This is a genomic window from uncultured Roseibium sp. (assembly GCF_963675095.2).
Classification (GTDB): domain Bacteria; phylum Pseudomonadota; class Alphaproteobacteria; order Rhizobiales; family Stappiaceae; genus Roseibium.
Genome location: NZ_CAXXSJ010000031.1, coordinates 13,539 through 35,879 on the forward strand (window position 1 = coordinate 13,539; position 22,341 = coordinate 35,879).

The window sequence follows — 22,341 nt, forward strand, 5'->3', positions numbered from 1 at the left end:
GATTTATGTCCGCGATCATTTCTGTCCAGTCCCTTACGAAATCCTATGACGGCGGATTCCAGGCGCTCAAGTCGGTGTCGCTCGACATCGCCGAGGGCGAGGTTTTCGCTCTGCTCGGTCCGAACGGCGCCGGCAAAACGACGTTGATCAGCACGATCTGCGGGCTGGTCCGGCCGACTTCGGGGAGCATCACCGTCGGAGGCTTCGATGCCATCCGGGACTATCGGGAGGCACGAAAGCTGATCGGTCTGGTGCCCCAGGAAATGCCGGTCTCTCATTTCGAGAAGGTCATCGACATGGTGTCCTTCAGCCGCGGGCTGTTCGGCCTGCGGAGCAATCCCGCCCTGGTCGAGGGGATCCTGAAGGACCTGAGCCTGTGGGACAAGCGCCGGGCGCCGATCATGGCGCTGTCGGGCGGCATGAAGCGGCGGCTCCTGGTCGCCAAGGCGCTGGCCCACGAGCCGAAGGTGTTGTTCCTGGACGAACCGACAGCCGGCGTGGACGTGGAATTGCGCCGCGACATGTGGCGTATCGTCGAAAGCCTGCAGGACCGGGGCGTGACGATCATCCTGACCACTCACTACATCGAAGAGGCGGAGGAGATGGCCGACCGGGTCGGGGTGATCAACAAGGGCGAGATCATCCTGGTGGAGGAAAAGAACGAGCTGATGCGCAAGCTCGGCCGCAAGGAACTCACTCTATACCTGCAGTCCCCGATCAGTGAACTGCCGGCAGGGCTGGAGGCGCATGACCTGACCATCGGCGCGGAAGGCAGGTCGCTGGTCTATACCTACGACACCAAGGGCGACCGCACCGGCATCACCACGCTTTTGAACGATCTGTCGAAGGCCGGCGTTCATTTTCACGATCTGAACACGACCCAGAGTTCCCTGGAGGACATCTTCGTCGATCTGGTAAAGGCAGAGACATGAATTTTCAGGCGGTCAAGGCGATCTATTTCTACGAAATGGCCCGTACGGGCCGCACGCTGATGCAGTCGATCATCTCGCCGGTGATTTCCACGACGCTTTATTTCGTCGTCTTCGGCGCGGCGATCGGCTCGCGGATCAGCGAGGTGGACGGGGTTTCCTACGGCGCCTTCATCGTGCCGGGTCTGATCATGCTGTCGCTGATGACACAGAGCCTGTCCAACGCGGCCTTCGGGATCTATTTCCCGAAATTCACGGGCACGATCTACGAGATCCTGTCGGCGCCTGTGTCCTTTTTCGAAATCACCGTCGCCTATATCGGGGCTGCGGCGACCAAGGCCGTTCTCGTCGGGGCGATCATCTTCGTGACCGCCACGTTTTTCGTGCCGATCGAAGTGCAGCACCCGGTCTGGATGGTGGCGTTCTTCCTGCTGACCGCGATGACCTTCGCCCTGCTCGGCTTCATTATCGGGATCTGGGCCGATACGTTCGAGAAGCTGCAATTCGTACCGCTTCTGATCGTCACGCCGCTCGCCTTCCTCGGTGGCAGCTTCTATTCCATCAGCATGTTGCCGGATTTCTGGCAGAAGGTGACGCTGGCCAATCCGGTCGTGTATCTCATCTCCGGCTTCCGCTGGAGTTTCTATGGCAAGGCCGATGTCAGTCTTCCGCTGTCGCTCGGCATGACCCTTCTGTTCCTTGTTATCTGTCTTGTAATCATTCGCTGGATATTCAAAACAGGGTACAAGCTGAAGGCCTGAGGGGCAAAAACGTGGCAGACAAGGTGAAGCGGATCATGTCGGGAAATTCGGGAAGGCCGTTGCTTGCCGTGGCCATGGCGCTTGCGCTTGCCGCCTGTCAGACGGCGGGCGGAGCGGTGGCGCCAGCGCCAACGCCTGTCGTCTCGCAGGCTGCCCCCCCGCCACAGGTTGAGGCGGTCGCCTATACGTCGTCGGCACCTGCGTCGGCTGCGAGCTACTCGGAAGTCGTCATTGATATGGCAACCGGGTCGCAGCTTTATGCCCATGACGCGGACAAGATCCGCTATCCGGCCTCGCTTACCAAAATGATGACGCTCTATCTGCTGTTCGATGAGGTCGGCAGCGGCCGGTATTCGCTTTCAAGTCCCTTGATGGTCTCGGCGAAAGCGGCAAGCCAGCCGCCGGCCAAGCTCGGCTTGAAGCCGGGGTCGACGATCACGGTGGAACAGGCTGCCCGGGCGCTGGCTGTTAAGTCGGCGAACGACGTGGCGGTGGCGATCGCGGAGAATATCTCCGGCAGCGAAGACGCCTTTGCCGCCAAAATGAACGCGCAGGCGCGGGCCCTGGGCCTCACCAGAACCCGGTTTGTCAATGCCAGCGGATTACCGGACGCGGGTCACGTGTCGACCGCGCGGGACATGGCCCGGCTCGGTCGGGCGCTGAAAACCCGGTTTCCCCAATATGCCGGCTATTTCCGGGCGAAGTCCTTCACCTACGCGGGCCGGACCTACAAGACGACGAACAACCTGCTCGGCAAGGTGCCCGGTGTCGACGGACTGAAAACGGGACACACCAACGAGGCGGGCTATAATCTGGTGGCGACAGCGCACCGGGGCGGCGAACGGCGCCTCGTCGTGGTCATGGGCAGCAGGAGCGAAGGCGCCCGCGACAAGGAAGTCACCCGCCTTCTTGAGGCGTCCTTCTAGCCTACCGGAAAAGGCCGGCGCTCAGGCGGCGTCGGCAAGGCAGACACGGTTGCGGCCGGTGTTCTTGGATTGATAGAGGCCCTGGTCGACACAGCGCATCAGGCCCTTGTGGCCGAGATCGCCGCCCGTGCCGTGATAGACGCCGGCCGACAGGGTCAGCCGGAATTCGGCCGGGGCGAAGTCCAGAGGGGCCTCGGCCACGCTCTGGCGGATCGCTTCGGCGATCCGGACCGCATCTTCCTGGGAAACGTCCGGCAGAATGGCCGCGAACTCCTCGCCGCCAAGGCGGGCGAGACAATCTTCGTCGCGCAGGTGCCATTTGATCAGGTCGGCGCAAAACTGGAGCGCCTCGTCGCCCGCAACATGGCCGAAACGGTCGTTGACCTGCTTGAAGTGATCGAGATCGAACTGCAGGACTGCGAAGGCCTTCCGGGCTTCATCCGACAGCAGGGCCTTCAAGCGGAGTTCGAATTCGCGCCGGTTATAGACGCCGGTCAGGGGATCGCGATGGGCCGCATCGCGCTGTTCCGCAACCGCTTGCTCAAACGCAATGGCGAGAGAAAAGGCGCCGCTCGCGCTCACATAGATCAGGGATATTAGCATATGGAATGTCTGGACCGCGTCGCTCGGCAGACCGATGTCCACATTCTGCCAATTGGCAACCCCCTGGATGACGCGCACCAAGAACGAGATGCCGACCAGGACATAAGCAAGGGTCAGACCGTGTCGGGAAGAAAGATGGGTTGCCTTCATGTCCCAATATTCCCGTGCCGTGCCGAAAGCGAGCGCTGACAGCATGACACTGGTCACGGTGTAGATCAGTGCGTAGTCGTGCATGGCGAGCGCCGGTAGGCCGGCTGCGACCAGGATGGTCAGAGGCATCCAGATTCTGACACCGCAGGGTTTGTTGCCGGCAAATTGGCGGGCCGCGTTCCAGTGCAGCGCGAAGCCCGCCAGAAAAAGGCCGTTGGGAACGAGATGAGCGACGGCCGCAGGCAGGTGCGCTCTGGCGAAAACGAAAATCAGGGCGGAGGCCAGGACGAGGTTCGCAACGGTCCATGTCCGCCAGTAGCGGGCCCGTTTCATGTCGCGGAAAGCGGCCAGGAAAGCGATTGAAAATACTACCAGAATAACGGCATTGGCCGCCAAAAGGGTAAATTTGTCCACGGCAGAAAAGCCTTCGAATGGGAATGATAAGGTAAAAGACGTATCGATGTGATGTCGCGGACTCTAGGCAGGACCCCTTGCAGCGTGTTTAACGGACTCGGTAAAATTTTATCGACCCGGGCAGGAAATTGTTTCAGCCGTGTGAGGGGGCGTGAGGAGGTTGGTGCTAAGCCTTTGAAAGCGTGGCTTGATCAGGGACGGAAACATTCAGAAATGCGGCAAAACCGCGCTTTTGGGCATTGTTATTTTTTCCAATGTTTTTTTGACGTTGCCGGGTCACGGTTCGGTTTTCCTGCATTCAACTGGAGGTCGTGGAGTTAACAAATCCAAACCGGATACCTCGTCGGTCGGATTGCCGGCCAGGGCGTGTTAACGCCTTATGACCCCGGGTCACTGTGTTTTTGCCAGCACAAACAATACCTTGCAGTGGCAAATGGATCATCGGCGGCCACAATTAAGAGATGCGGGCGGTTTTGAGGTGTCGGGATTGAATATGATCCGCAGGATGAGTCATTATCAAAAGCGGTCGGTGTCGGGTCTCGGGCTATATGAACAGGAAGACGTCAGCGTTTTTGCTCTGTGCCTTTTGGCTTTCGGCGGCGGCATCGCCTGCCGGCGCGGTCGAGAGCGGCCATGACGTGCTCAAGTCCCTGAGCCGGGAGACGGTCGAAGACAGCCTGTCTTCCCGTGGGCGCGACAGTCTGGATGAAACCCTCGAGCCTGAATTTCTGGAGCTGGATACCTTGCGGGCCGCGGCTGGGGAAGGGGATCCGGAGGCGCATTTCCGCTTGGGGTTGGCCTATGAAAACGACCGGTTCTGGACGCCGGACTACGACAAGGCCTTCGCTCATTTCAAGGCGGCGGCGGATGCGGGTTATCCGGCAGCCAAGGGCGCTCTGGGGCAATATTACCAGCTTGGTCTGGGGGCGCCGAAGGACCTGAAAAAGGCGGTCTGGCTTTATCAGGATGCCGCCGATTACGGCCACTACTGGAGCGGAATGCGGCTCGGAGCCATGTACCTGAATGGTCTGGGCGTGCGCAAGGATCTGGGCCGGGCCCATTTCTGGATCAAGTGGGCGTCCGAAAATGGTGTGCTGCAGGCGACCGACTGGTTGGGCTGGCTTTACGAGAACGGCTGGGGCGTCGAGCAGAATTACGAAACCGCAGCGAAATACTACAGGCAGGCGATCGAGGACGGCTACACCGACAGTTATGCTTCGCTCGGGTTGCTTTACGAGGATGGTATGCTGGAGCCAGGCGGCGCTGAGAAGGCCGTGGAGTTTTACCGGCAGGGGGCGGATCGCGACGATCCCCGCTCGATCCACTACCTGGGCGAAATGTACTGGGCCGGGTCGGGTGTGGCGCGGAACTACGCGAAAGCGGCTGAGCTTTTCCGGCGGTCCATAGCGCTGGGCCGGGAGCGTGCGAATATCTCTCTCGGTGTCGCCTATGAAACCGGTAAGGGGGTGACCGAGGATGCCGCAGCCGCCTTCAAACACTACAAGGCGATGGTGGATTATGACCGGGACCCTCAGGCGGTCGCCTATATGGCGTCCCTGATGGATCGAGGTCTGGGCACGCAAAAGGATCTGGAAAAGGCGCGCGCGCTTTTCATCGAGGCGGCAGACAGAGGCTACGGCTACGCCCAATACGAAGCCGGACGGATGCTGCTCTACGGGCTGGGCGGTGAGGCACAGCCGCAACGGGGCGCGCAGATATATCCGGGCGGCGGCAGAAGACGGGCGCTCCTATGCGCAGGTTCTGCTGGGTAACATGTACTACTGGGGCAATGGGGTCGCGGAAGACGACAAGGAGGCGTTCGACTGGTTCACGAAGGCCTACGAAATCGATCCAGAGGCCGGCGCCTTCGCGCTCGCACAGTGCTATCAATACGGTGTCGGCGTTGAACAGGATGTCGCAAAGGCCCGCGAGATTTATCTGCAAGTTGCCTCCGAAGATGCCGATGCGGCAACCGGGCTCGGCGATATTTATGCGGACAAGAATGCGGGCTTTTATGACCTGAAGCAGGCGTACGCTTATTACCGGCAGGGCCATGAAGGCGGGGATATCGACGGAACCGTGATGCTGGGCGAGGCCTATTTCAAGGGCGAAGGCATCGGGCGGGATTACAAGCGTGCGGCGGAGCTTTTCCGGAAAGGCGCCGAACACGATAATGCGCTTGCGATGGCCTATCTCGGCCACATGGCGGAGGACGGGCTTGCCACCGCAAAGGACGTCAAGGCCGCGGTCGGATGGTACGAAAAGGCTGCACTTGGGGACAACGCCTATTCGGCGCGACGCCTTGTCGACATCTACACCAACAGCCGGGACGCGCTGCGGGATCGGAAAAAGGCGCTTCACTGGCAGATCAAGCTTGGAGCAGGCGGTGACACCAAGCTGGCTTTCGAAGCGGCAGAGGCATTGTCGGGTAGCGCCATGCTCGGCGATAAACAGACGGCGCTGGACCTTTACAAGGTCGCCGCGGATGACGGGAACCTGGAGGCGACGGTCAAATGGGGCCGGGGGCAGATCCTGGAAGAGGCGTCCGAACCGGATTTTCACGGTGCTGTCGAACGGTTACTGAAGATCTCGAAGTCCGATCCCCTGGCGAGCCTCGGGCCGCTGTCCGGTCTGGTGCGCAACACGGAAACCGGCAAGTGGCAGAAGCAGGGGGAGCGGAACAGGAACCTGTTTCTCGGTCTGGCTTATCAATACGGGATCGCGCTACCGGTCGACCCGGGAAAAGCGGAAAAGCATCTGAGGCTGGCCGCCGAAGACGCGGATCATCTTCCCTCGGCCCGCTATGCCCTGGCCGATTTTCTGCTGACGCAGGTGGCAGACCGTCCCGGTGCGCAGGAAGAGGCGTTTGGACACCTGGAATTTGCGGCCAATCGTGGCCTGACGGTCGCCCAGCAACGTCTGGGGGCTGCCTATTTCGACGGGACCGGGACACCTCGCGATAAAGATAAGGCTGCATTCTGGTGGCAGCTTGCGGCCAGGAAATCCAACAAGGCGCGGCTTGCCACCGCGGACCTCGTTCTTGACACCAAAACGGATGCAGACGAGCGGGAAGAAGCTGTGAGTTTTCTGGAAGACGAGGCCGAAACCGGAAATGCGGCGGCCGCGGCGGCTCTGGGCACCTACCATGCCTATCGGGCCGACCAGCCGCGCTTCGATCTGGCGCTGCACTGGTTCGAAAAGGCCGCCCGGTTCGGGGAACCGCATGCGCTGACGGATATCGGCTATCTCTACAAGAACGGCAAACTCGACAAGACGGATGCTGCGCTTGCGTGCGACTATTTCCTGAGAGCCGTCCAGGCGGGAGATGAGCAGGCGGCGGCGGAAGTGGAACTGTGTACCCAGGCCGGGACCAGAGTGGCGCATGGCAAATCGAAGGCGCCGAATTCACACTGAGGTCCTTCGGGGCCTCGCGGTGTTCGGCCTTATGTGCAATGTGAACCGGCAAGCGGGCAGGTGCGTGCAGGCTTAAGCCGGGGGCTTTGGCTGTCAGGCGAATGGCCCGATCGGAGGCAACACGATGGAACGGAGGGGGCCATGAGCGAACGCGGTGTTGTCCATGCCATGTTTACATTGGAACGGGTCTACAGGGCGCCGAGGGATCGGGTTTTCGATGCCTTTGCCGATTTCGAAAAGAAACGGCAATGGTTCGGAAACCGGGAGGCGACTTCGGCCGCATCGATGGACTTCCGCGTCGGCGGGCGCGAACACAGCCACGGCGTCGTGAACTATCACGACCACAGCCATTCCTACCGGTTCGATTCCATCTACCTGGACATCGTCGCGGATGAGCGGATCATTTATGCCTATGACATGGATGCGGACGGCCGGCATATCTCTGCATCACTGACCACCATCGAGCTGTTCGATGTGCCGGGCGGTACAAGGCTGAAATTCACCGAGCAGGGGGCCTTTTTCGATGGCTACGATGACCCGGAGATGCGCGAGGCCGGGACCGGCGATCTCCTGGACGCGCTGGGGCGGGTGGTGGAGGGTATGGCCTAGCGCGCACAAAGCAAAACGGCCCGCCGGTGGGCGGGCCGCTGCAAGCCGGTTGATACCGAAACTTAGTTCTTGGTCTTGTCAACCAGGGCGTTGGACTTGATCCACGGCATCATGCCGCGCAGGCGCTCGCCGACTTCCTCGATCTGGTGCGCGTCGTTCAGACGGCGGGTTGCCTTGAACTTGGCGGCACCTGCCCGGTACTCTTGCATCCAGTCGGAGGTGAACTTGCCGGTCTGGATGTCGGTCAGGACGCGCTTCATTTCAGCCTTGGTTTCGGCGGTGACGATGCGCGGGCCGGTGACGTATTCGCCCCATTCAGCCGTGTTGGAGATGGAGTAGTTCATGTTGGCGATGCCGCCTTCGTAGATCAGGTCCACGATCAGCTTCACTTCGTGCAGGCACTCGAAATAGGCCATTTCCGGAGCGTAACCGGCTTCGACCAGGGTTTCGAAACCGGCGCGGATCAGTTCGACGAGACCGCCGCACAGAACGGCCTGTTCGCCGAAGAGGTCGGTTTCGCACTCTTCCTTGAAGGAGGTTTCGATGATGCCCGAACGGCCGCCACCGACGCCGCAGGCGTAGGACAGGCCAAGGTCATGGGCATTGCCGGAGGCGTCCTGGTGGACGGCGATCAGGCAGGGCACGCCGCCGCCGCGCTGGTATTCGGAGCGCACGGTGTGGCCCGGGCCCTTCGGCGCGACCATCAGAACGTCGACGGTGGACTTCGGCTCGATTAGGCCGAAGTGGACGTTGAGGCCGTGGGCAAAGGCAATGGCAGCGCCGTCGCGGATGTTGGCGGCGATGTGATCCTTGTAGATGTCGGCCTGGAGTTCGTCCGGGGTCGCCATCATCATCAGGTCGGCCCAGGCAGCGCCTTCCGCCACGTTCATGACCTTGAAGCCGTCGGCTTCGGCCTTCAGAGCGGTGGTGGAGCCTTCGCGCAGCGCAACGGCGATTTCGGTGCAGCCGCTGTCCTTCAGGTTCATGGCATGGGCACGGCCCTGGGAACCGTAACCGATGACGAGGACTTTCTTGGACTTGATCAGGTTCAGATCGGCATCGCGATCGTAATAAACACGCATGGGTCTTCCTTTCTCCCGTTTGTCATGGGGGACCCGGCCTTTTTTCCGGTGTCCCGATCTTTCGAACGTATTCCGTGGTTGTTGGCTTTCCGGTGCCTGTCAGGCCCCGAAGAGCCGGTAAAACCTGTCGACCGCGTCTCTTGCCTGGGCTTCGAGATCGCGTTCCGCATCACTTGGCGTATCGCCGAGCAGCAGGCGGATATGAACGTCGCGGACGGCCAGGCCGTAGAGCACCTGATAGGCCTCTTCCGCGTCGTTGAACTTGATCAGTCCGCGGTGGCGGCCGGCTTCCAGCAGAGAGCGGGCGCGGGCGGAGATCATGTGCTTGCCGCGCACCAGAAGCAGCCGTCCGAGACGGCTGTCGTCCCGGTTCGACTGGCCGATGGAAAGCCGATTGAGCGCCAGCGACGTCTCGCCGAACAGAACCGCAAGCAGTTCCGTGGCGAAGGCGACCAGATGTGCCTTGAAGGTTTCCGCATCCGCCGTGGCGCCGCTTTCAGGCGGGAAATGCACCTTGCTCGCCTGATAGGCGACGACTGCGGCCAGCAAGCCGTCCCGGTCGCCGAACCACTTGTAGAGGCTTTCCTTGGAGCAGTTGGCGGTGCGTGCCAGACCCGCCGTCGTCAACGCCTTTTCTCCACCGCCGACGAGCAGCGCGAGCGCATGCTCCAGCACCGCTTCCTGGCGCGGCGTGAAGGCGATGTCTTCGAACTCGGGGTCGATGGTGCGGGCGGACATGGACATGAGCGTTGCTGAAAAGTGTTTGTACCGTACGGTACGGTTCGGGAGTTATGGCGGAGCCGGAGAGGAAGGTCAAGGGGGAAATTGAGGGCGGTGAAAGCCTGTCCTGTGAGGTCTTCTGCCGCAGCCCCTCTTTTCAAACAGCAATCCAAACTATAAATATGAGTAATTAACTCATATTTAGGAATTCCAATGGCTGCCCCCCAGAAACGCAAACCCCGCATCCTGATCGTCAAATCCTCCCGCTACCTTACCCCCCACATGGTCCGCGTCACGCTGACCGGCGACGATCTGGCCGATTTTCCCGAAGGACAGGAAGGCGCCCATTGCAAGCTTGTTTTTCCGCACGCCGATGACAGCCTCGAGGCGTTCTCCGTCCTTTACGCGGAAGGGCGGCCGAAGGAGCGCCTTCATCCGATCCGCACCTACACGGTGCGTTCTTTCCGTCCCGAGACCCAGGAAATGGATATCGATTTCGTCGCCCACGGGGACGAGGGGCCCGCAACGCTCTGGGCACAGAAAGCGGCGCCCGGTGATTTCCTGGCCTTCATGGGGCCGGGGCCGGTAAAGCTGACGGAGTTTTATGCCGACTGGTACCTGGTGGCCGCCGACATGTCGGCGCTGCCCGTTGCCGCCGCGACCCTGGAAGCCATGCCGGAGACCGCCAGGGGGATCGCGATCTTTGAAGTCCATTCGGAGGCGGACCGGCAGGAGATCGACATGCCTGAAGGCATCGAGGTCCACTGGCTGGTCCAGGACGTCCCGCATCTGCCGTCGGCAGCGCAGATCGACTTCATTCGTGATCTCACCTTCCCGGAAGGCCGGATCCAGACCTGCATTGCCGGCGAGAGCGGCGTTATCCGCGAGCTGCGCATGCTGGTGCAGAACGAGCGCGGCATCGACAAGGCCGACGCCTATATTTCCGGCTACTGGAAGATCGGGATGGTCGAGGACCAGCATCAGGAAGCCAAGCGGGCAGGGGCTGCCGGGTAGAACGTCTGCGCCGCCGGTCGCCGGGCGGTTATGCCTGCCTGCGGCCGAAGGTCTGACGGCTCCGTTGCGAGGGGATCTGCACCGACGGGGGCGGTGCGTAGGTCTGAGGCGTTGGCGTGTCCGTGTCGGTGGATGGCTCGAAGCCCCCGATACCCATGTCCCGGCTGCGCTCGATGCCGCAGAAATAGATCATCAGTCCGGTTCCGACGGTTGGAAGCAGGAAGGTCAGATACCAGAAACCGCTTCGGCCGCTGTCCCTCAGCCGGTTGAGGCATGTCGAGAAATTCGCGAACAGGACCGAAAGGAGTATTCCGATGAGCGCCCATGTCTCACCGGATGTGCGTGTGCTGACCGGCTCGGAGCGGTCCGACAGAAGAAATGCGGTCAGAAAAAGCCCGGCAAAAGCGGCGCCGAATATTCCAAGCTGCGCCAGCCACCACTGGAGCCTGGTCATCTGCCCCTGAAACGGATTGAAAAGAAAAGCCATACTGAAACTCCTGACAATAGGGGTTTCGTATCCTGCGCAGGTGAAAATTCACTAAATGGAACCCTGGGTTTAGTCATCTGCGGGACGGCCCGCATGAAAAACCGCCCTGTAGTAATCGCCTAATACCCGTTCCCGCCGCGCGCCTGCTAGCGTTTCTCCCGTTCAAGCTTGCTAACGGGAGGTTGCGATGAGCGCGAAAAAGATCCTGATGATTACCGGTGACTTCACCGAAGACTACGAAACCATGGTGCCGTTCCAGACGCTGCTGGCGGTCGGCCACGCGGTGGATGCGGTCTGTCCGGGCAAGAAGGCCGGTGAGACGGTGGCTACCTCGATCCACGATTTCGAGGGCGACCAGACTTACTCGGAAAAGCGCGGGCACAATTTCGCACTGAATGCCACGTTCGCCGATATCGATCCGGCCGATTACGATGCTCTCGTGATCCCGGGCGGTCGGGCGCCGGAGTACCTGCGTCTCGATGCGGATGTGATTGCCGCCGTGAAGCATTTCTTCGACGCGGGCAAGCCGGTCGCCGCCATCTGTCACGGCGCCCAGCTCCTTGCCGCAGCAAGGGTGATCGAGGGGCGAACGGTGTCGGCCTATCCGGCCTGCCGTCCGGAAGTGGAACTTGCCGGCGGCACCTACGCCGAGATCGCCATCGACGCGGCGGTCACCGACGGTAATCTGGTCACGGCCCCGGCCTGGCCGGCCCATCCGGCATGGCTCAGCCAGTTCATGGCCGTACTGTCCGGCGAGGCGGCAGGCTCGCTGGCCGCCTGATAAAGGCTTTTTGGCCTGCAGAGTTTCGGACGGTTCCTGCCTTGGCAGCGGGCCGTCCGGACCTTATTTTCAGACTGGCCCGAGGAGGATCCGATGTGCAAACTGTTCATTGAAGCGGACGCGACCCTTTGGGAAAGCACGACCCGGTCGCTCAGGATCGACGGCATGGTCACCAGCGTGCGGCTGGAGAACTTCTTCTGGACGACGCTGGAGGAGATCGGCGCACGCGACGGCATGAACGTGGTCCAGCTCATCACGAAGCTGCATCACGAGTCCATCGACGCCGGCCATGATCTCGGCAATTTCACCTCGTTCCTGCGTGTCTGCTGCGGCCGCTATCTGGCGCTGCAATTGTCCGGCGACGTTCCAACCGACAAGCGTCTACCGATCGCGGGCCTCGACGCCGACGACATCCTGCAGTCCGAACGTGGCCGGATGCACTAACGGTTCTGCCGGATGTAGCCGGCAAACCGCATCAACGTTTCTCTGATGGCGGTGGCGATCTCCGGATCGCCGGCAAGCGCTTCGACGTCGATCCGGTTGGTGGTGGCCGGCAGGACGAAGCTTGCCTCTTCGACGACATCGGCAGCCATGGTCTTCAGGACATCCCGCAGCAGGGCCGGAACGTATTCATGGCGTGAGGTCGCCTGAAACAGCGCCACCGGCTTTCCGGGAAATTTCTGGCAGCCCACCATCCAGTCGAGCGCATTCTTGAAGCTGCCGGGAAGGCAATGCATGTATTCCGGGCAGGAGATCAGCAGTCCGTCGGCGTCCTCCACCCTGTGCCGCAAGTCCCTCGCGGCTTCCGGCAACAGCGCGTCGTCATCCAGATCCGGCGAAAAATGCGGCAGGGCGCCGATGCCGTCGTAGATGGCAATCCCGATCCCATCCGGCTGAACCCGCCGCGCGGCTTCCAGCAGGGCCTTGTTCGAGGACCCGGCGCGCAGGCTGCCGCACAGGGCGAGGAGGTGGATCGGCATGGGCAGGATCCGGCTAATGGGGCTGGTTGCGCTAGAGCGGTCCTGCTTAGCAGATTCGTGCGGAGCCCGGTGTGACCCTCTGTGTCACACCTCCCCCATTGCATGCCGGAACCGCCTGACACTCTCCGCAAAGCCGTAGATCAGCGCGTCGGCGGTGAAGCCGTGGCCGATCGACATTTCGCGGATGAACGGCGCGCGGGCGAGCAGGGGTGGGATGTTTTCAACCGTCAGATCGTGGCCGGCGTTGACGCCGAGGCCGCAGTCCCGTGCCGCTTCCGCTGTGGCGACCACCTTGGCGAGTTCCTTTTCCGCCCGGTCCGGGTCGTCGTAGCAGGCGCCGTAGGGGCCGGTGTAGATCTCGATCCGCTCCGCACCGAGGCGGGCGGCATGTTCCGGGGCCGACGGATCCGGATCACAGAACAGGGACACCGTCACCGCCCAGTTCTTCGCAGCCGTTATGGCCGCTGCAAGGGTGGAGGTGTCGCGGTCGAACTGCCAGCCGTGGTCGGAGGTCTGCTGGTCCGGGTCGTCGGGTACGAACAGCACCTGTTCCGGCCGGGCCTCCTCGACGAGCTTTAAGAAGTCGGCGGAGGGATAGCCTTCCAGGCACAGTTCCTTGTTCGGATAGCGCTCCTCGATCAGTTCGGCGAGCTCGTAGACGTCCGTTTTGCGGATATGCCGCTCGTCGGGACGCGGATGAACGGTGATCCCCTTGGCGCCGGCTTCCATGGCAATCGCCGCAAGGCCGGTTACGCTCGGCCAGGGCAGGTCGCGCCGGTTGCGGAGCATGGCGACGGCATTGACATTGACGGAAAGGCGCGAGGCGGTCATGGGTTTGGTCCGAACTGAGTGAATTGAAAAACGGACGACTTCAAACGTCCGTTTGAAGCAAAATTGGCGTGAACAGCGTTGGAGTCAAACGGGAAATTGTCTCTAGGGACAATGGTCTCGGCGTCTGCATCCGAGGTCTGTCGCGACTGCATGGTCACCGCATCCTAAGATGCACCGCTGCGTATACCCCGACCTAGATAAGAGCAGTTTCCAGGGCGCGAAGAAAATGGAGTGGAACAATCCCAGGTGGGCTATGTCGAGACATTAAGATCGATCGGGACAAGGGCGCGGTGTTGTGGCGATGCTCAATAGATTGGATGTTATTTCGATGCGATATTCCTGCAAAGTAACAAACCTTGGGCTGTCGTCGATCTGTCTCATAATATCTAATGCGGAATTTTCTTCCCAAATCCCGTCCAGGAAAAGGAGCTTGTTTGGGATGTTAATCCCGTTATTTCGAGCGAAAACTAAGAAATGCATCGATTCTTGTTGGTGAGATAAATTGTATTAGGCTTCATGCGTAATAATCCCTATGAATTTATACTTTTAATAAACATTTCAAAGCCAATTGCGTGCGGGAACGACCGTGGGTTCCGCTTGGTTCGATTTCCTGTTTTATTGATGTGTATTATTATTCTGTTTTAAACTTAATCTACGCTTCCATTTCAAATTCAATGTAAGAAATCCCTATAAGTCATATGTATTTTTGTTGTTAACCAGTGTTTAGCTTTCGTGGATGAGTATTTTATTAAATAGTGATTTGGGGGTTTCATGGCAAATTTATCAAGTGTGCGAGGGCGTCTGCTCCTTGTGACCACAGGTGTCATTTTCGCGTTCTGCGTCATGGTCGCGGTTGCGTGGGTTTCGGCGCGTAAGAGCGAACAGGCGATGCATGACGTGGAAAGGCTGAGCGCCAGTCTTTCGGTGGTTGAGGGAATGCGCCTGGCAAATGTGGAACTCGTGCTTGCTGCCATGGATTCCATCATCGACAAGGACGAGGGCAAGGTTTTGCCTGAGCGGGCAGAGGCCATCGAGGATGCGATCACGACGATCCGTGACGGCATCGCAACCGCCAGGGCGACCGCTGAACTGCTCGGTCAGCCGGATCTGATGGCGACGTTCGAAACCGATCTCGCCATGGTTACCAAGGCAATCCAGGTCGATCTGAAAGAGATGATCGAAGCAAATGCCCCGACAGAGGAGTTCGCCAAGCTTGACGATGCCATCGACGGCGGCGGCGAAAACATGATCGACACCCTGTCGACCCTGTCCGAAAAGGGGGGGCAGCTCTTGCGTGAAACCATCGCAGGCGCGAATTCCACCGCGGCGATGGCACGATATGCGCAGGTCGGGACCGCCCTGCTGGCGATCCTTCTGATCGCGCCGGCCATGCTGTTCGTGGTCCGCTCCATTACCGCACCGCTCACCCGTATTCGGGAAAACATGGTCCAGCTTGCCGATGGTGAGCTTGAAATCGACATTGTGGACGCCGGACGGAGTGACGAGATCGGCCATATGGCCCGCGCCGTCGAGGTCTTCCGTGCCAACGCCAGCGAACGGGCAAGGCTTTCTGTGGCAAGTGAAGCCGAGCAGTTGCAAAAGGCGCAACGGCAGGAGCGGGTCGATAGCCTGATTGTCAATTTCCGCACGAATGTTCTGGAGCGTCTGAGCACGGTCGAGGCCAATACGGGCAAGATGGAAGAGACGGCCGTGGCGCTGACCGAGGTCGCCAATGCGACCAATCAGCAGGCAAGCGATGCGTCCGCCGCCTCGCAGCAGGCTTCAAGCAATGTCCAGACCGTGGCCGCGGCGGCCGAGGAGCTGGCTGCCTCGATTGCCGAAATCGAGCGTCAGGTCGAGCAGACCGCGACGATCGTCGGCGAAGCCACCGGGTCCGCCCAGGAAACGAATGAAAAAGTGGCGAGCCTTGCCAGTGCCGCCCAGAAGATCGGCGATGTGGTCTCCCTCATCCAGGCGATCGCCGAGCAGACCAACCTTCTGGCGCTGAACGCGACGATCGAGGCGGCCCGCGCCGGCGATGCCGGCAAGGGCTTCGCGGTTGTCGCAGCCGAAGTCAAGGAACTGGCGACCCAGACGTCGAAGGCGACGGAAGAAATCAGCCAGCAGATTTCGGCAATCCAGGGATCGACCGATCAGGCGGTGGAGGCCATCGGCGTGATCGCGGAAAAGATCGGGAGCGTCAATTCCTTCACGACGGCGATTGCCGCTGCCGTACGCCAGCAGGGCGATGCGACTGGTGAGATTTCGGCAAACGTCAATCAGGCCGCTGTCGGCACCCAGCACGCGACAGACAATATCGCCGGTGTCACGGAAGCGGCTTCCAGGGCGACCATATCGGCCGAAGACGTTCGTCTCGTTTCCAGCGACATGGCCCATCAGGCTCACGCCCTGCAGGAGGCGATCAACAGCTTCCTGGAGGATGTCGCCGCAGCCTAAGCCGCGTCAGGATCGAAAATGAGAAACCCCTCTCCTTGCGGAGAGGGGTTTTTTGTTGGGTTAGACCCGGTTCAGCAGCCGCGCCCGGATGGTGTTCGGCAAGGCACGGATTTCCTCCAGGATGGCCTCGGTGTTTTCGACCGGGCTGTCCACATCGACGACCACGTAACCGATGTCCCGGTAGGACTGCAGGTACTGGGAGCAGATGTTGAATTCGTGGCGGGCGAACAGGTCGTTGAGGGTGCGAAGCGCCCCCGGCGCATTGTGGTGCACCTGGATGAACCGGGTGGCGTCCGTCCCCTTGGGCAGCTGCACGGATGGGAAATTGACCGCGCCGATGGTGGAGCCGACATCGGAATATTCCACCAGCCGCTTGGAGACTTCCTCGCCGATCCGGTCCTGCGCCTCTTCGGTGGATCCGCCCACATGCGGGGTCAGGATCACGTTGTCGAGGCCGCGCAGCGGGCTGACGAATTCGTCCTTGTTGGACTTCGGCTCCACGGGGAAGACGTCGATAGCGGCACCCGCCAGGTGACCGCTCTTCAATGCTTCCGCCAGGGCGTCGATATCGACCACCTTGCCGCGGGCGTTGTTGATGAGGAAGGCGCCCTTCTTCATCTTCGCGATTTCGCTTGCTGTGATCATGTTGCGGGTCGCGGCCGTGTCCGGCACGTGCAGCGAGACCACGTCGGACTGTTCCAAAAGCTCGTCCAGGCTTTCGGACGGCATGACGTTGCCGTGCTGCAGCTTGTCGGTGAGATCGAAGAAGATCACCCGCATACCCATGGCCTCGCCCAGGTTGGCGAGCTGGGTGCCGATGTTGCCGTAGCCGACGATGCCGAGCGTCTTGCCGCGCACTTCATGGGAGCCAACGGCCGTCTTCATCCACTTGCCCTGATGAGCGGCAGTGGATTTGGGGAAGACGCCGCGCATCAGCATGACGGTTTCGGCAATCGTCAGCTCCGCGACGGAGCGCGTGTTGGAGAAGGGCGCGTTGAAGACCGGAATGCCGCGGATAAGGGCTGCTTCCAGATCCACCTGGTTGGTACCGACCGAGAAACAGCCAACGGCAACCAGCGTCTTCGCCGCTTCCAGCACTTCTTCGGTCAGCTGGGTGCGCGAACGGATGCCGACCACGTGGACGTTCTGGATCTTTTCGATCAGGGCTTCCTTGTCGAGGGCGGTCGAAAGGACCTCGACATTGGTGTAGCCGGCTTTTTCCAGAATCGCGTGCGCGGTCGGGGAAATCCCCTCCAGCAGCAGCCAGCGAATCTGGTTTTTCGGTCGGGAGAGACCGTGGATCATGGCAAAGGCCTTCCTGATGGGATGTGGCAGGAACCTGTCTAGGGCCGGAGGGTCACTCGCGGCCGTCCGGGCGCGCACATATACGCAAAGACATAGGCAGGCGTCTACCGCTCACACCCCTGTCTTTCGCGATTGCGACATAAAAACACGGGATTCCGTCGGGAAGGGGCGCTTTGATAGGAGCATATCTCGCTCCCGTCATTCCAGACAAGTGAGGCGTAGCCGAACGCTGATCTGGAATCCGGAAATCAGCCGCGCGTAAGCGCGCCTTCTTTTTGTTTGCAGTAGTGCTCGCTGGCGCTCGCGCTGTCAGCTGGATTCCGGATCTCGTGATGGCACTTGCGTGCCACACGGTCCGGAATGACGGGAGATAGCGGCGGGATCAGACGCGTCAATCTTCAGCGCCGAGAGGCGGGTGAAGCGAGCTCATGCGGGACCAGAGAGCGTCGATGGTGGTGTCGTCATAGCCTAGACCCAGATCGTTGGTGACATAGCTGTGAAACGCGGCGCGATCCGTTATCTGCCAGGCCTCGCCGGTGCCGTCGTCCTTGCGCCGGGCCGTGCCGTTCAGGAAGCTGAAGCGGCCGCCGTCCGTCAGGCGGAAGAAGATCAGGTTTTCGACAAAGGGCTTCTGGTTCCAGGTGGCGCAGATGTAGTTCGCGGCCACGATGTCGGGGAAGGTGGGCAGCATCCGGTCGAAGCTGTAGAGCTCGAACCAGCCGTCGGGCATGTCCCGTTCCAGAACCTGCTCCTGGGCGGCTTCGTCGAAACGGATGCGGAAACCCTGGCCGCGAATGGTCTGGGGTGCCTCGGTGTCGAGGCTGATCGGTTCTGCCGGAGCAGGTCCGCCGAAACCGCAATCGGTCAGCCATTCCTTGCCGTCGATGGTCACGACGAAGGCGAGATGGCTCCTGTTGCGTCCTTCCGGCGGTCCCTTGCGCACCCGGGCCAGCACCGGCAGGGCGGAAAAGCCGATTGCGGCGAGCGCTTCGCCGAACAGTGTGTTCTGCTCGAAGCAGTAGCCGCCAAGCCGGTTCTCGACGATCTTTTTCCAGACCGCTTCGGAACGGACATCCGGGATCTGCCCAAGGAACGGCAGCACGTTCTCGAACGGGATGGCCGCCATGTGGTGGGACTGCAGCGTGCGCAGGCCTTCTACGGTCGGTGCGCAATCGGACAGGCCGATGCGGTGGAGGTAGGCTTGGAGATCGAATTCCGTCAAAGTCTGCTCCGGCTCGAGTGTGTTCTTGGTTGTCGTTTGCTAACGTTTGCGCAATCGGATAACTCCTGTCTCACAATCGATTTCAAGGGTAAAGAATGATTTCCAATCAGAATTATCTTGGCACGCGGGGTGTTGTATCTAAAGGTAATGAAATGGATTTTCACGAATCGACTGTTGAAACACTTCAACAGATTGGCGGGGATTTATACCTCAAGTTGTCTGGCGTTTTTAAAGACGATGGAACCACGAATGCGCGAATTATTGTGCGAGAGATTTCAAGCGTAATCATCGACGGGGAAGAGAATTCCAAGATTTCCATGAACTTTCCCGATGGCGAGGTTTTGGCGTTGAGAGTTAAGGAGAGGGAGCTGTTTTTTGTCGTCGAGTGGAATGATTTTGGCTCAAGACGATCTCAGACAAACAGCTATCTCATTAAGGGAAGTGCCGTTGAAATCGATAACAATTAGATCTCTTTAGTTCGCTGCGAGATGTCACAAGCAGTCGACAAGGGGTGCCCAAGGGTCCCTCGAGGACCTATCAAAACAAACAACCTCATTGGGCGAGATCGGTACGGGCCAGATCCAACGCGACCGCCAGCTTGATCTGATCGATTTTTGTCAAACGCTTCGCATACTCGGCCATGGTGGTCGTCCGCAACATCAGCGGTTCTCCGGCCGGATCGATGCGCGGAACTTCGAGTTCAGCGATCACGTCGTCATTGACCAGAATGGTGCAAATGTCTTCGCCTTGTTCCGGGATCCATTGCAGGACATAGGCGGTTTTCAGCTGTCCGAATTTCTCTTTCAGGAAGGCTAGGAGCCTTGCGCCTGTCTCTTCGTGAAAAAGGGAATGGTGGCCGCGAGATAGCTCGGCGCGAAATTGTTTTTCCTGAAGGCTGTCGACCAACTTCATTTTAAGAACGAGCGTTGAAAAAAAGGGTGTTGCCCCGCCGCCTGGTTTCACTAGCGGCGGGGCAGACTATCAAAGCCCTTCAGGACCGCGTTGGACGGCAGCGACGCCGGTGCGGGAGACTTCCACCAGGCCGAGCGGTTTCATGATGGACACGAATTGCTCGATCTTGGAGCTGCGGCCGGTGATCTCGAAGACGAAGTGATCCGTCGTTGCGTCGATGACACGGGCGCGGAAGGCATCGCCCAGGCGCAGGGCCTCGAGACGCTTGTCGCCGGTGCCGGCGACCTTCACCAGCGCCAGTTCCCGCTCCAGCGGTTTTTCCTGGTTGGCCAACTGCGCCTGGACGGTGAGGTCGATCACCCGGTGGACGGGCACCAGCCGGTCGAGCTGGTTGCGGATCTGTTCGATCACCATGGGCGTGCCGGTGGTGACGATGGTGATCCGCGACAGGTGCCGTTCGTGCTCGGTTTCGGAAACCGTCAGGCTGTCGATGTTGTAGCCGCGGCCGGAGAACAGGCCGATGACCCGGGCAAGGACGCCCGGTTCGTTGTCGACGAGGACGGAGAGCGTGTGGGTCTCGATCTTGTCGCTGACCTCGGCCATGAAATAGATGGACGGGGCGGTCGGGTTTAGCTGTGCGTTCATCTCATTCAGTCCTTACACCAGAACCTTGCCGGCGGCGTCGATGGCGTTGGCAACGGCCTCGTCGGTGGCCTCGTCCGGAAGCAGCATTTCGTTGTGGGCCTTGCCCGAGGGGATCATCGGGAAGCAGTTGGCCAGGTTCGCGACCCGGCAGTCGAACAGGACCGGCTTGTCGACGGAGATCATCTCGTCGATGGCGCCGTCCAGATCACCCGGCTTGTCGACGCGGAAGCCGACGCCGCCATAGGCCTCGGCCAGCTTGACGAAGTCGGGCAGGCTGTCCGTGTAGGAATGGGACAGGCGGTTGCCGTGCAACAACTGCTGCCACTGGCGCACCATGCCCATGTACTGGTTGTTCAGGATGAAGACCTTGACCGGCAGGCCGTATTGAACCGCGGTCGACATCTCCTGGATGTTCATCAGCACCGAGGCATCGCCGGCAATGTCGATGCACAGGGCGTCGCGATGGGCGGTCTGGGCGCCGATACAGGCCGGCAGGCCGTAACCCATGGTGCCCAGGCCACCGGAGGTGAGCCAGCGGTTGGGCGCCTCGAAGCCGTAGAACTGGGCGGCCCACATCTGGTGCTGGCCGACTTCGGTCGAGATATAGGTGTTGCGGTCCTTGGTCGCCTCATACAGCCGCTGGATGGCGTATTGCGGCATGATGATATTGCTGTTCGGCTTGTAGGCGAGCGAATTGCGCGCCCGCCAGGCGTCGATCTGCGCCCACCAAGCCTTCATCGCGGCCGGTTCGGCCTTCAGCGAAGACGAGCGCCAGATGCGAACCAGATCTTCCAGAACGTGACCGACATCGCCGATGATCGGCAGGTCGACCTTGACGTTCTTGTTGATCGACGACGGGTCGATGTCGATGTGGATGATCTTGGCATCGGGTGCAAAGGCATCGACGCGGCCGGTGATGCGGTCGTCGAAGCGCGCGCCGACGCAGACCATGACGTCACAGTCGTGCATGGTCATGTTGGCTTCGTAGGTGCCGTGCATGCCGAGCATGCCGAGCCAGTTCTTGCCCGATGCCGGATAGGCGCCGAGGCCCATCAGGGTCGAGGTGATCGGGAAGCCGGTCAGGTCGACCAGTTCGCGCAAGAGCTGTGCTGCGTGCGGGCCGGAGTTGACGACGCCGCCGCCGGTGTAGAGCACCGGCTTTTTCGCGTTGGCCATCAGTTCGGCGGCCGCCCGGATCGACTGGGCATCGCCCTTGACCTGGGGGCGGTAGCTCTTGTGGACTGCGGCCGGGTTGGCGCTCGGTCCCTGATAGGTGCCGGTGGCGAACTGGACGTCCTTGGGAATGTCGACGACGACCGGGCCCGGGCGGCCGGAGGTGGCGACATAAAACGCCTCGTGCAGGACACGGGCGAGATCGTCGACGTCGCGGACCAGCCAGTTGTGCTTGGTGCAGGGCCGGGTGATGCCGACCGTGTCGCATTCCTGGAAGGCGTCGGTGCCGATCAGATGGGTCGCGGTCTGGCCGGTGATGCAGACGAGCGGAATGCTATCCATCATCGCGTCGGTCAGCGCGGTGACCATGTTGGTCGCGCCCGGACCGGAGGTGACGAGCACGACGCCCGGCTTGCCGGTGGAGCGGGCATAGCCTTCGGCCGCATGGCCGGCGCCCTGTTCATGGCGCACAAGGATATGCTGGATCGAATCCTGCTGAATGATCTCGTCATAGATCGGAAGCACAGCGCCGCCCGGGTAGCCGAAAACGGTGTCAACTCCCTGGTCCTGCAGCGCCTGGATCACCATGTTGGCGCCGGTCATCTCCCGTGTCATTCTCGATTTCCTTGCGTTTGGCCTATTGGCATGTGGCTCGTCGTGTCTGTTTTCTGGTCTTTTGTCAGGGTTTCGAATTCGCGACCTTGATCTGGCTCGTTTTGGAAGCACGAAACGGAACGGGGAGGCATAAAAAAAGGCCCCGTCGGGACCTCAGCGCGCGCCAGCCTGTTCCGAACGGGTCATCCCGTTCCGGCGGCGCGCTTTCCTACTACTAGAATGAGAGACGTCATGATGTTGTCTTCCCGAATCCAAACCTTGTGACATTTCAACGGCCGGAAACCCCGGACCGGAGATCGCGAAGGAACACA

General features: G+C 60.6%; 22 protein-coding genes. 11 read left to right on the top strand and 11 right to left on the bottom strand.

All coding sequences use genetic code 11. The annotated features are described in order from the left end of the window. Positions 1-5: 5 nt before the first annotated feature. The 3 genes from ABIN98_RS12265 to ABIN98_RS12275 are packed head-to-tail and all read left to right on the top strand — an operon-like array spanning position 6 to position 2,616. A complete protein-coding gene (locus ABIN98_RS12265; RefSeq protein ID WP_346910326.1) occupies positions 6-932 on the top strand; it encodes an ABC transporter ATP-binding protein in 927 nt (308 codons plus the stop codon). Then, entirely contained in the window at positions 929-1,690 is a 762-nt protein-coding gene (locus ABIN98_RS12270; protein WP_346910327.1) for an ABC transporter permease, read from the top strand. The genes ABIN98_RS12265 and ABIN98_RS12270 overlap by 4 nt, the downstream gene beginning before the upstream one ends. A gap of 11 nt (positions 1,691-1,701) precedes the next feature. After that, positions 1,702-2,616 (top strand): D-alanyl-D-alanine carboxypeptidase family protein, encoded by a 915-nt coding sequence (locus ABIN98_RS12275; RefSeq protein ID WP_346910329.1) that lies wholly within the window; start codon positions 1,702-1,704, stop codon positions 2,614-2,616. Positions 2,617-2,637: 21 nt separating this feature from the next. Here ABIN98_RS12275 and ABIN98_RS12280 read toward each other — a convergent pair whose 3' ends face one another. Further along, a complete protein-coding gene (locus ABIN98_RS12280) occupies positions 2,638-3,783 on the bottom strand; it encodes a GGDEF domain-containing protein (protein ID WP_346910330.1) in 1,146 nt (381 codons plus the stop codon). A 572-nt stretch (positions 3,784-4,355) separates the two neighbouring features. Between ABIN98_RS12280 and ABIN98_RS12285 the strand changes: the two genes are divergently transcribed. The 3 genes from ABIN98_RS12285 to ABIN98_RS12295 all read left to right on the top strand — a co-directional run bounded on the left by ABIN98_RS12285 (position 4,356) and on the right by ABIN98_RS12295 (position 7,806). Continuing rightward, entirely contained in the window at positions 4,356-5,555 is a 1,200-nt protein-coding gene (locus ABIN98_RS12285) for a tetratricopeptide repeat protein (RefSeq protein ID WP_346910332.1), read from the top strand. Further along, positions 5,470-7,197 carry a tetratricopeptide repeat protein gene (locus ABIN98_RS12290; RefSeq protein ID WP_346910334.1) on the top strand — a complete coding sequence of 576 codons (1,728 nt, stop codon included), beginning with the start codon at positions 5,470-5,472 and terminating at the stop codon, positions 7,195-7,197. Before ABIN98_RS12285 ends, ABIN98_RS12290 begins: the two co-directional genes overlap by 86 nt. A gap of 141 nt (positions 7,198-7,338) precedes the next feature. Further along, positions 7,339-7,806 carry an SRPBCC family protein gene (locus ABIN98_RS12295; protein ID WP_346910335.1) on the top strand — a complete coding sequence of 156 codons (468 nt, stop codon included), beginning with the start codon at positions 7,339-7,341 and terminating at the stop codon, positions 7,804-7,806. Positions 7,807-7,868: 62 nt separating this feature from the next. Here ABIN98_RS12295 and ilvC read toward each other — a convergent pair whose 3' ends face one another. Next, positions 7,869-8,888, bottom strand: a complete 1,020-nt coding sequence (gene ilvC / locus ABIN98_RS12300) for a ketol-acid reductoisomerase (protein ID WP_346910336.1) — start codon at positions 8,886-8,888, stop codon at positions 7,869-7,871. A gap of 99 nt (positions 8,889-8,987) precedes the next feature. After that, entirely contained in the window at positions 8,988-9,626 is a 639-nt protein-coding gene (locus ABIN98_RS12305; protein WP_346910376.1) for a TetR/AcrR family transcriptional regulator C-terminal domain-containing protein, read from the bottom strand. A 195-nt stretch (positions 9,627-9,821) separates the two neighbouring features. Here ABIN98_RS12305 and ABIN98_RS12310 point away from each other — a divergent pair, with 195 nt between their 5' ends. Next, positions 9,822-10,622: a siderophore-interacting protein gene (locus tag ABIN98_RS12310; protein WP_346910338.1), complete on the top strand. Its 801-nt coding sequence runs from the start codon at positions 9,822-9,824 to the stop codon at positions 10,620-10,622. Between the two features lie 28 nt (positions 10,623-10,650). Here ABIN98_RS12310 and ABIN98_RS12315 read toward each other — a convergent pair whose 3' ends face one another. Next, positions 10,651-11,109: a DUF805 domain-containing protein gene (locus ABIN98_RS12315; RefSeq protein ID WP_346910339.1), complete on the bottom strand. Its 459-nt coding sequence runs from the start codon at positions 11,107-11,109 to the stop codon at positions 10,651-10,653. A gap of 187 nt (positions 11,110-11,296) precedes the next feature. Here ABIN98_RS12315 and ABIN98_RS12320 point away from each other — a divergent pair, with 187 nt between their 5' ends. After that, a complete protein-coding gene (locus ABIN98_RS12320; protein WP_346910341.1) occupies positions 11,297-11,890 on the top strand; it encodes a DJ-1/PfpI family protein in 594 nt (197 codons plus the stop codon). 93 nt (positions 11,891-11,983) lie between these two features. Next, complete coding sequence (locus ABIN98_RS12325; RefSeq protein ID WP_346910342.1) at positions 11,984-12,334, top strand: ribbon-helix-helix domain-containing protein; 351 nt, start codon at positions 11,984-11,986, stop codon at positions 12,332-12,334. Here ABIN98_RS12325 and ABIN98_RS12330 read toward each other — a convergent pair. Beyond that, entirely contained in the window at positions 12,331-12,870 is a 540-nt protein-coding gene (locus ABIN98_RS12330) for an NADPH-dependent FMN reductase (RefSeq protein ID WP_346910343.1), read from the bottom strand. The two genes, ABIN98_RS12325 and ABIN98_RS12330, sit on opposite strands and share 4 nt — an antisense overlap. Positions 12,871-12,954: 84 nt before the next feature. After that, on the bottom strand, positions 12,955-13,701 hold the full coding sequence (locus ABIN98_RS12335) for a pyridoxine 5'-phosphate synthase (RefSeq protein ID WP_346910344.1): 747 nt from the start codon (positions 13,699-13,701) through the stop codon (positions 12,955-12,957). Positions 13,702-14,511: 810 nt separating this feature from the next. Here ABIN98_RS12335 and ABIN98_RS12340 point away from each other — a divergent pair. Next, a complete protein-coding gene (locus tag ABIN98_RS12340; RefSeq protein ID WP_346910346.1) occupies positions 14,512-16,158 on the top strand; it encodes a HAMP domain-containing methyl-accepting chemotaxis protein in 1,647 nt (548 codons plus the stop codon). A 60-nt stretch (positions 16,159-16,218) separates the two neighbouring features. Here ABIN98_RS12340 and serA read toward each other — a convergent pair whose 3' ends face one another. Beyond that, the gene (serA, locus tag ABIN98_RS12345; RefSeq protein WP_346910347.1) at positions 16,219-17,463 is read right to left on the bottom strand and encodes a phosphoglycerate dehydrogenase; all 1,245 of its coding nucleotides are present in this window, start codon (positions 17,461-17,463) and stop codon (positions 16,219-16,221) included. 391 nt (positions 17,464-17,854) lie between these two features. After that, positions 17,855-18,685: an arylamine N-acetyltransferase gene (locus ABIN98_RS12350; RefSeq protein WP_346910349.1), complete on the bottom strand. Its 831-nt coding sequence runs from the start codon at positions 18,683-18,685 to the stop codon at positions 17,855-17,857. A gap of 95 nt (positions 18,686-18,780) precedes the next feature. On the opposite strand from ABIN98_RS12350, the gene ABIN98_RS12355 reads away from it, so the two are divergent. Further along, the gene (locus ABIN98_RS12355; protein WP_346910351.1) at positions 18,781-19,152 is read left to right on the top strand and encodes a hypothetical protein; all 372 of its coding nucleotides are present in this window, start codon (positions 18,781-18,783) and stop codon (positions 19,150-19,152) included. Between the two features lie 85 nt (positions 19,153-19,237). Here ABIN98_RS12355 and ABIN98_RS12360 read toward each other — a convergent pair whose 3' ends face one another. The 3 genes from ABIN98_RS12360 to ABIN98_RS12370 are packed head-to-tail and all read right to left on the bottom strand — an operon-like array spanning position 19,238 to position 22,030. Continuing rightward, a complete protein-coding gene (locus ABIN98_RS12360) occupies positions 19,238-19,648 on the bottom strand; it encodes a hypothetical protein (RefSeq protein WP_346910352.1) in 411 nt (136 codons plus the stop codon). Between the two features lie 18 nt (positions 19,649-19,666). Further along, entirely contained in the window at positions 19,667-20,242 is a 576-nt protein-coding gene (gene ilvN / locus ABIN98_RS12365) for an acetolactate synthase small subunit (protein ID WP_346910353.1), read from the bottom strand. A gap of 12 nt (positions 20,243-20,254) precedes the next feature. Beyond that, entirely contained in the window at positions 20,255-22,030 is a 1,776-nt protein-coding gene (locus ABIN98_RS12370) for an acetolactate synthase 3 large subunit (RefSeq protein WP_346910355.1), read from the bottom strand. Positions 22,031-22,341: the final 311 nt, after the last annotated feature.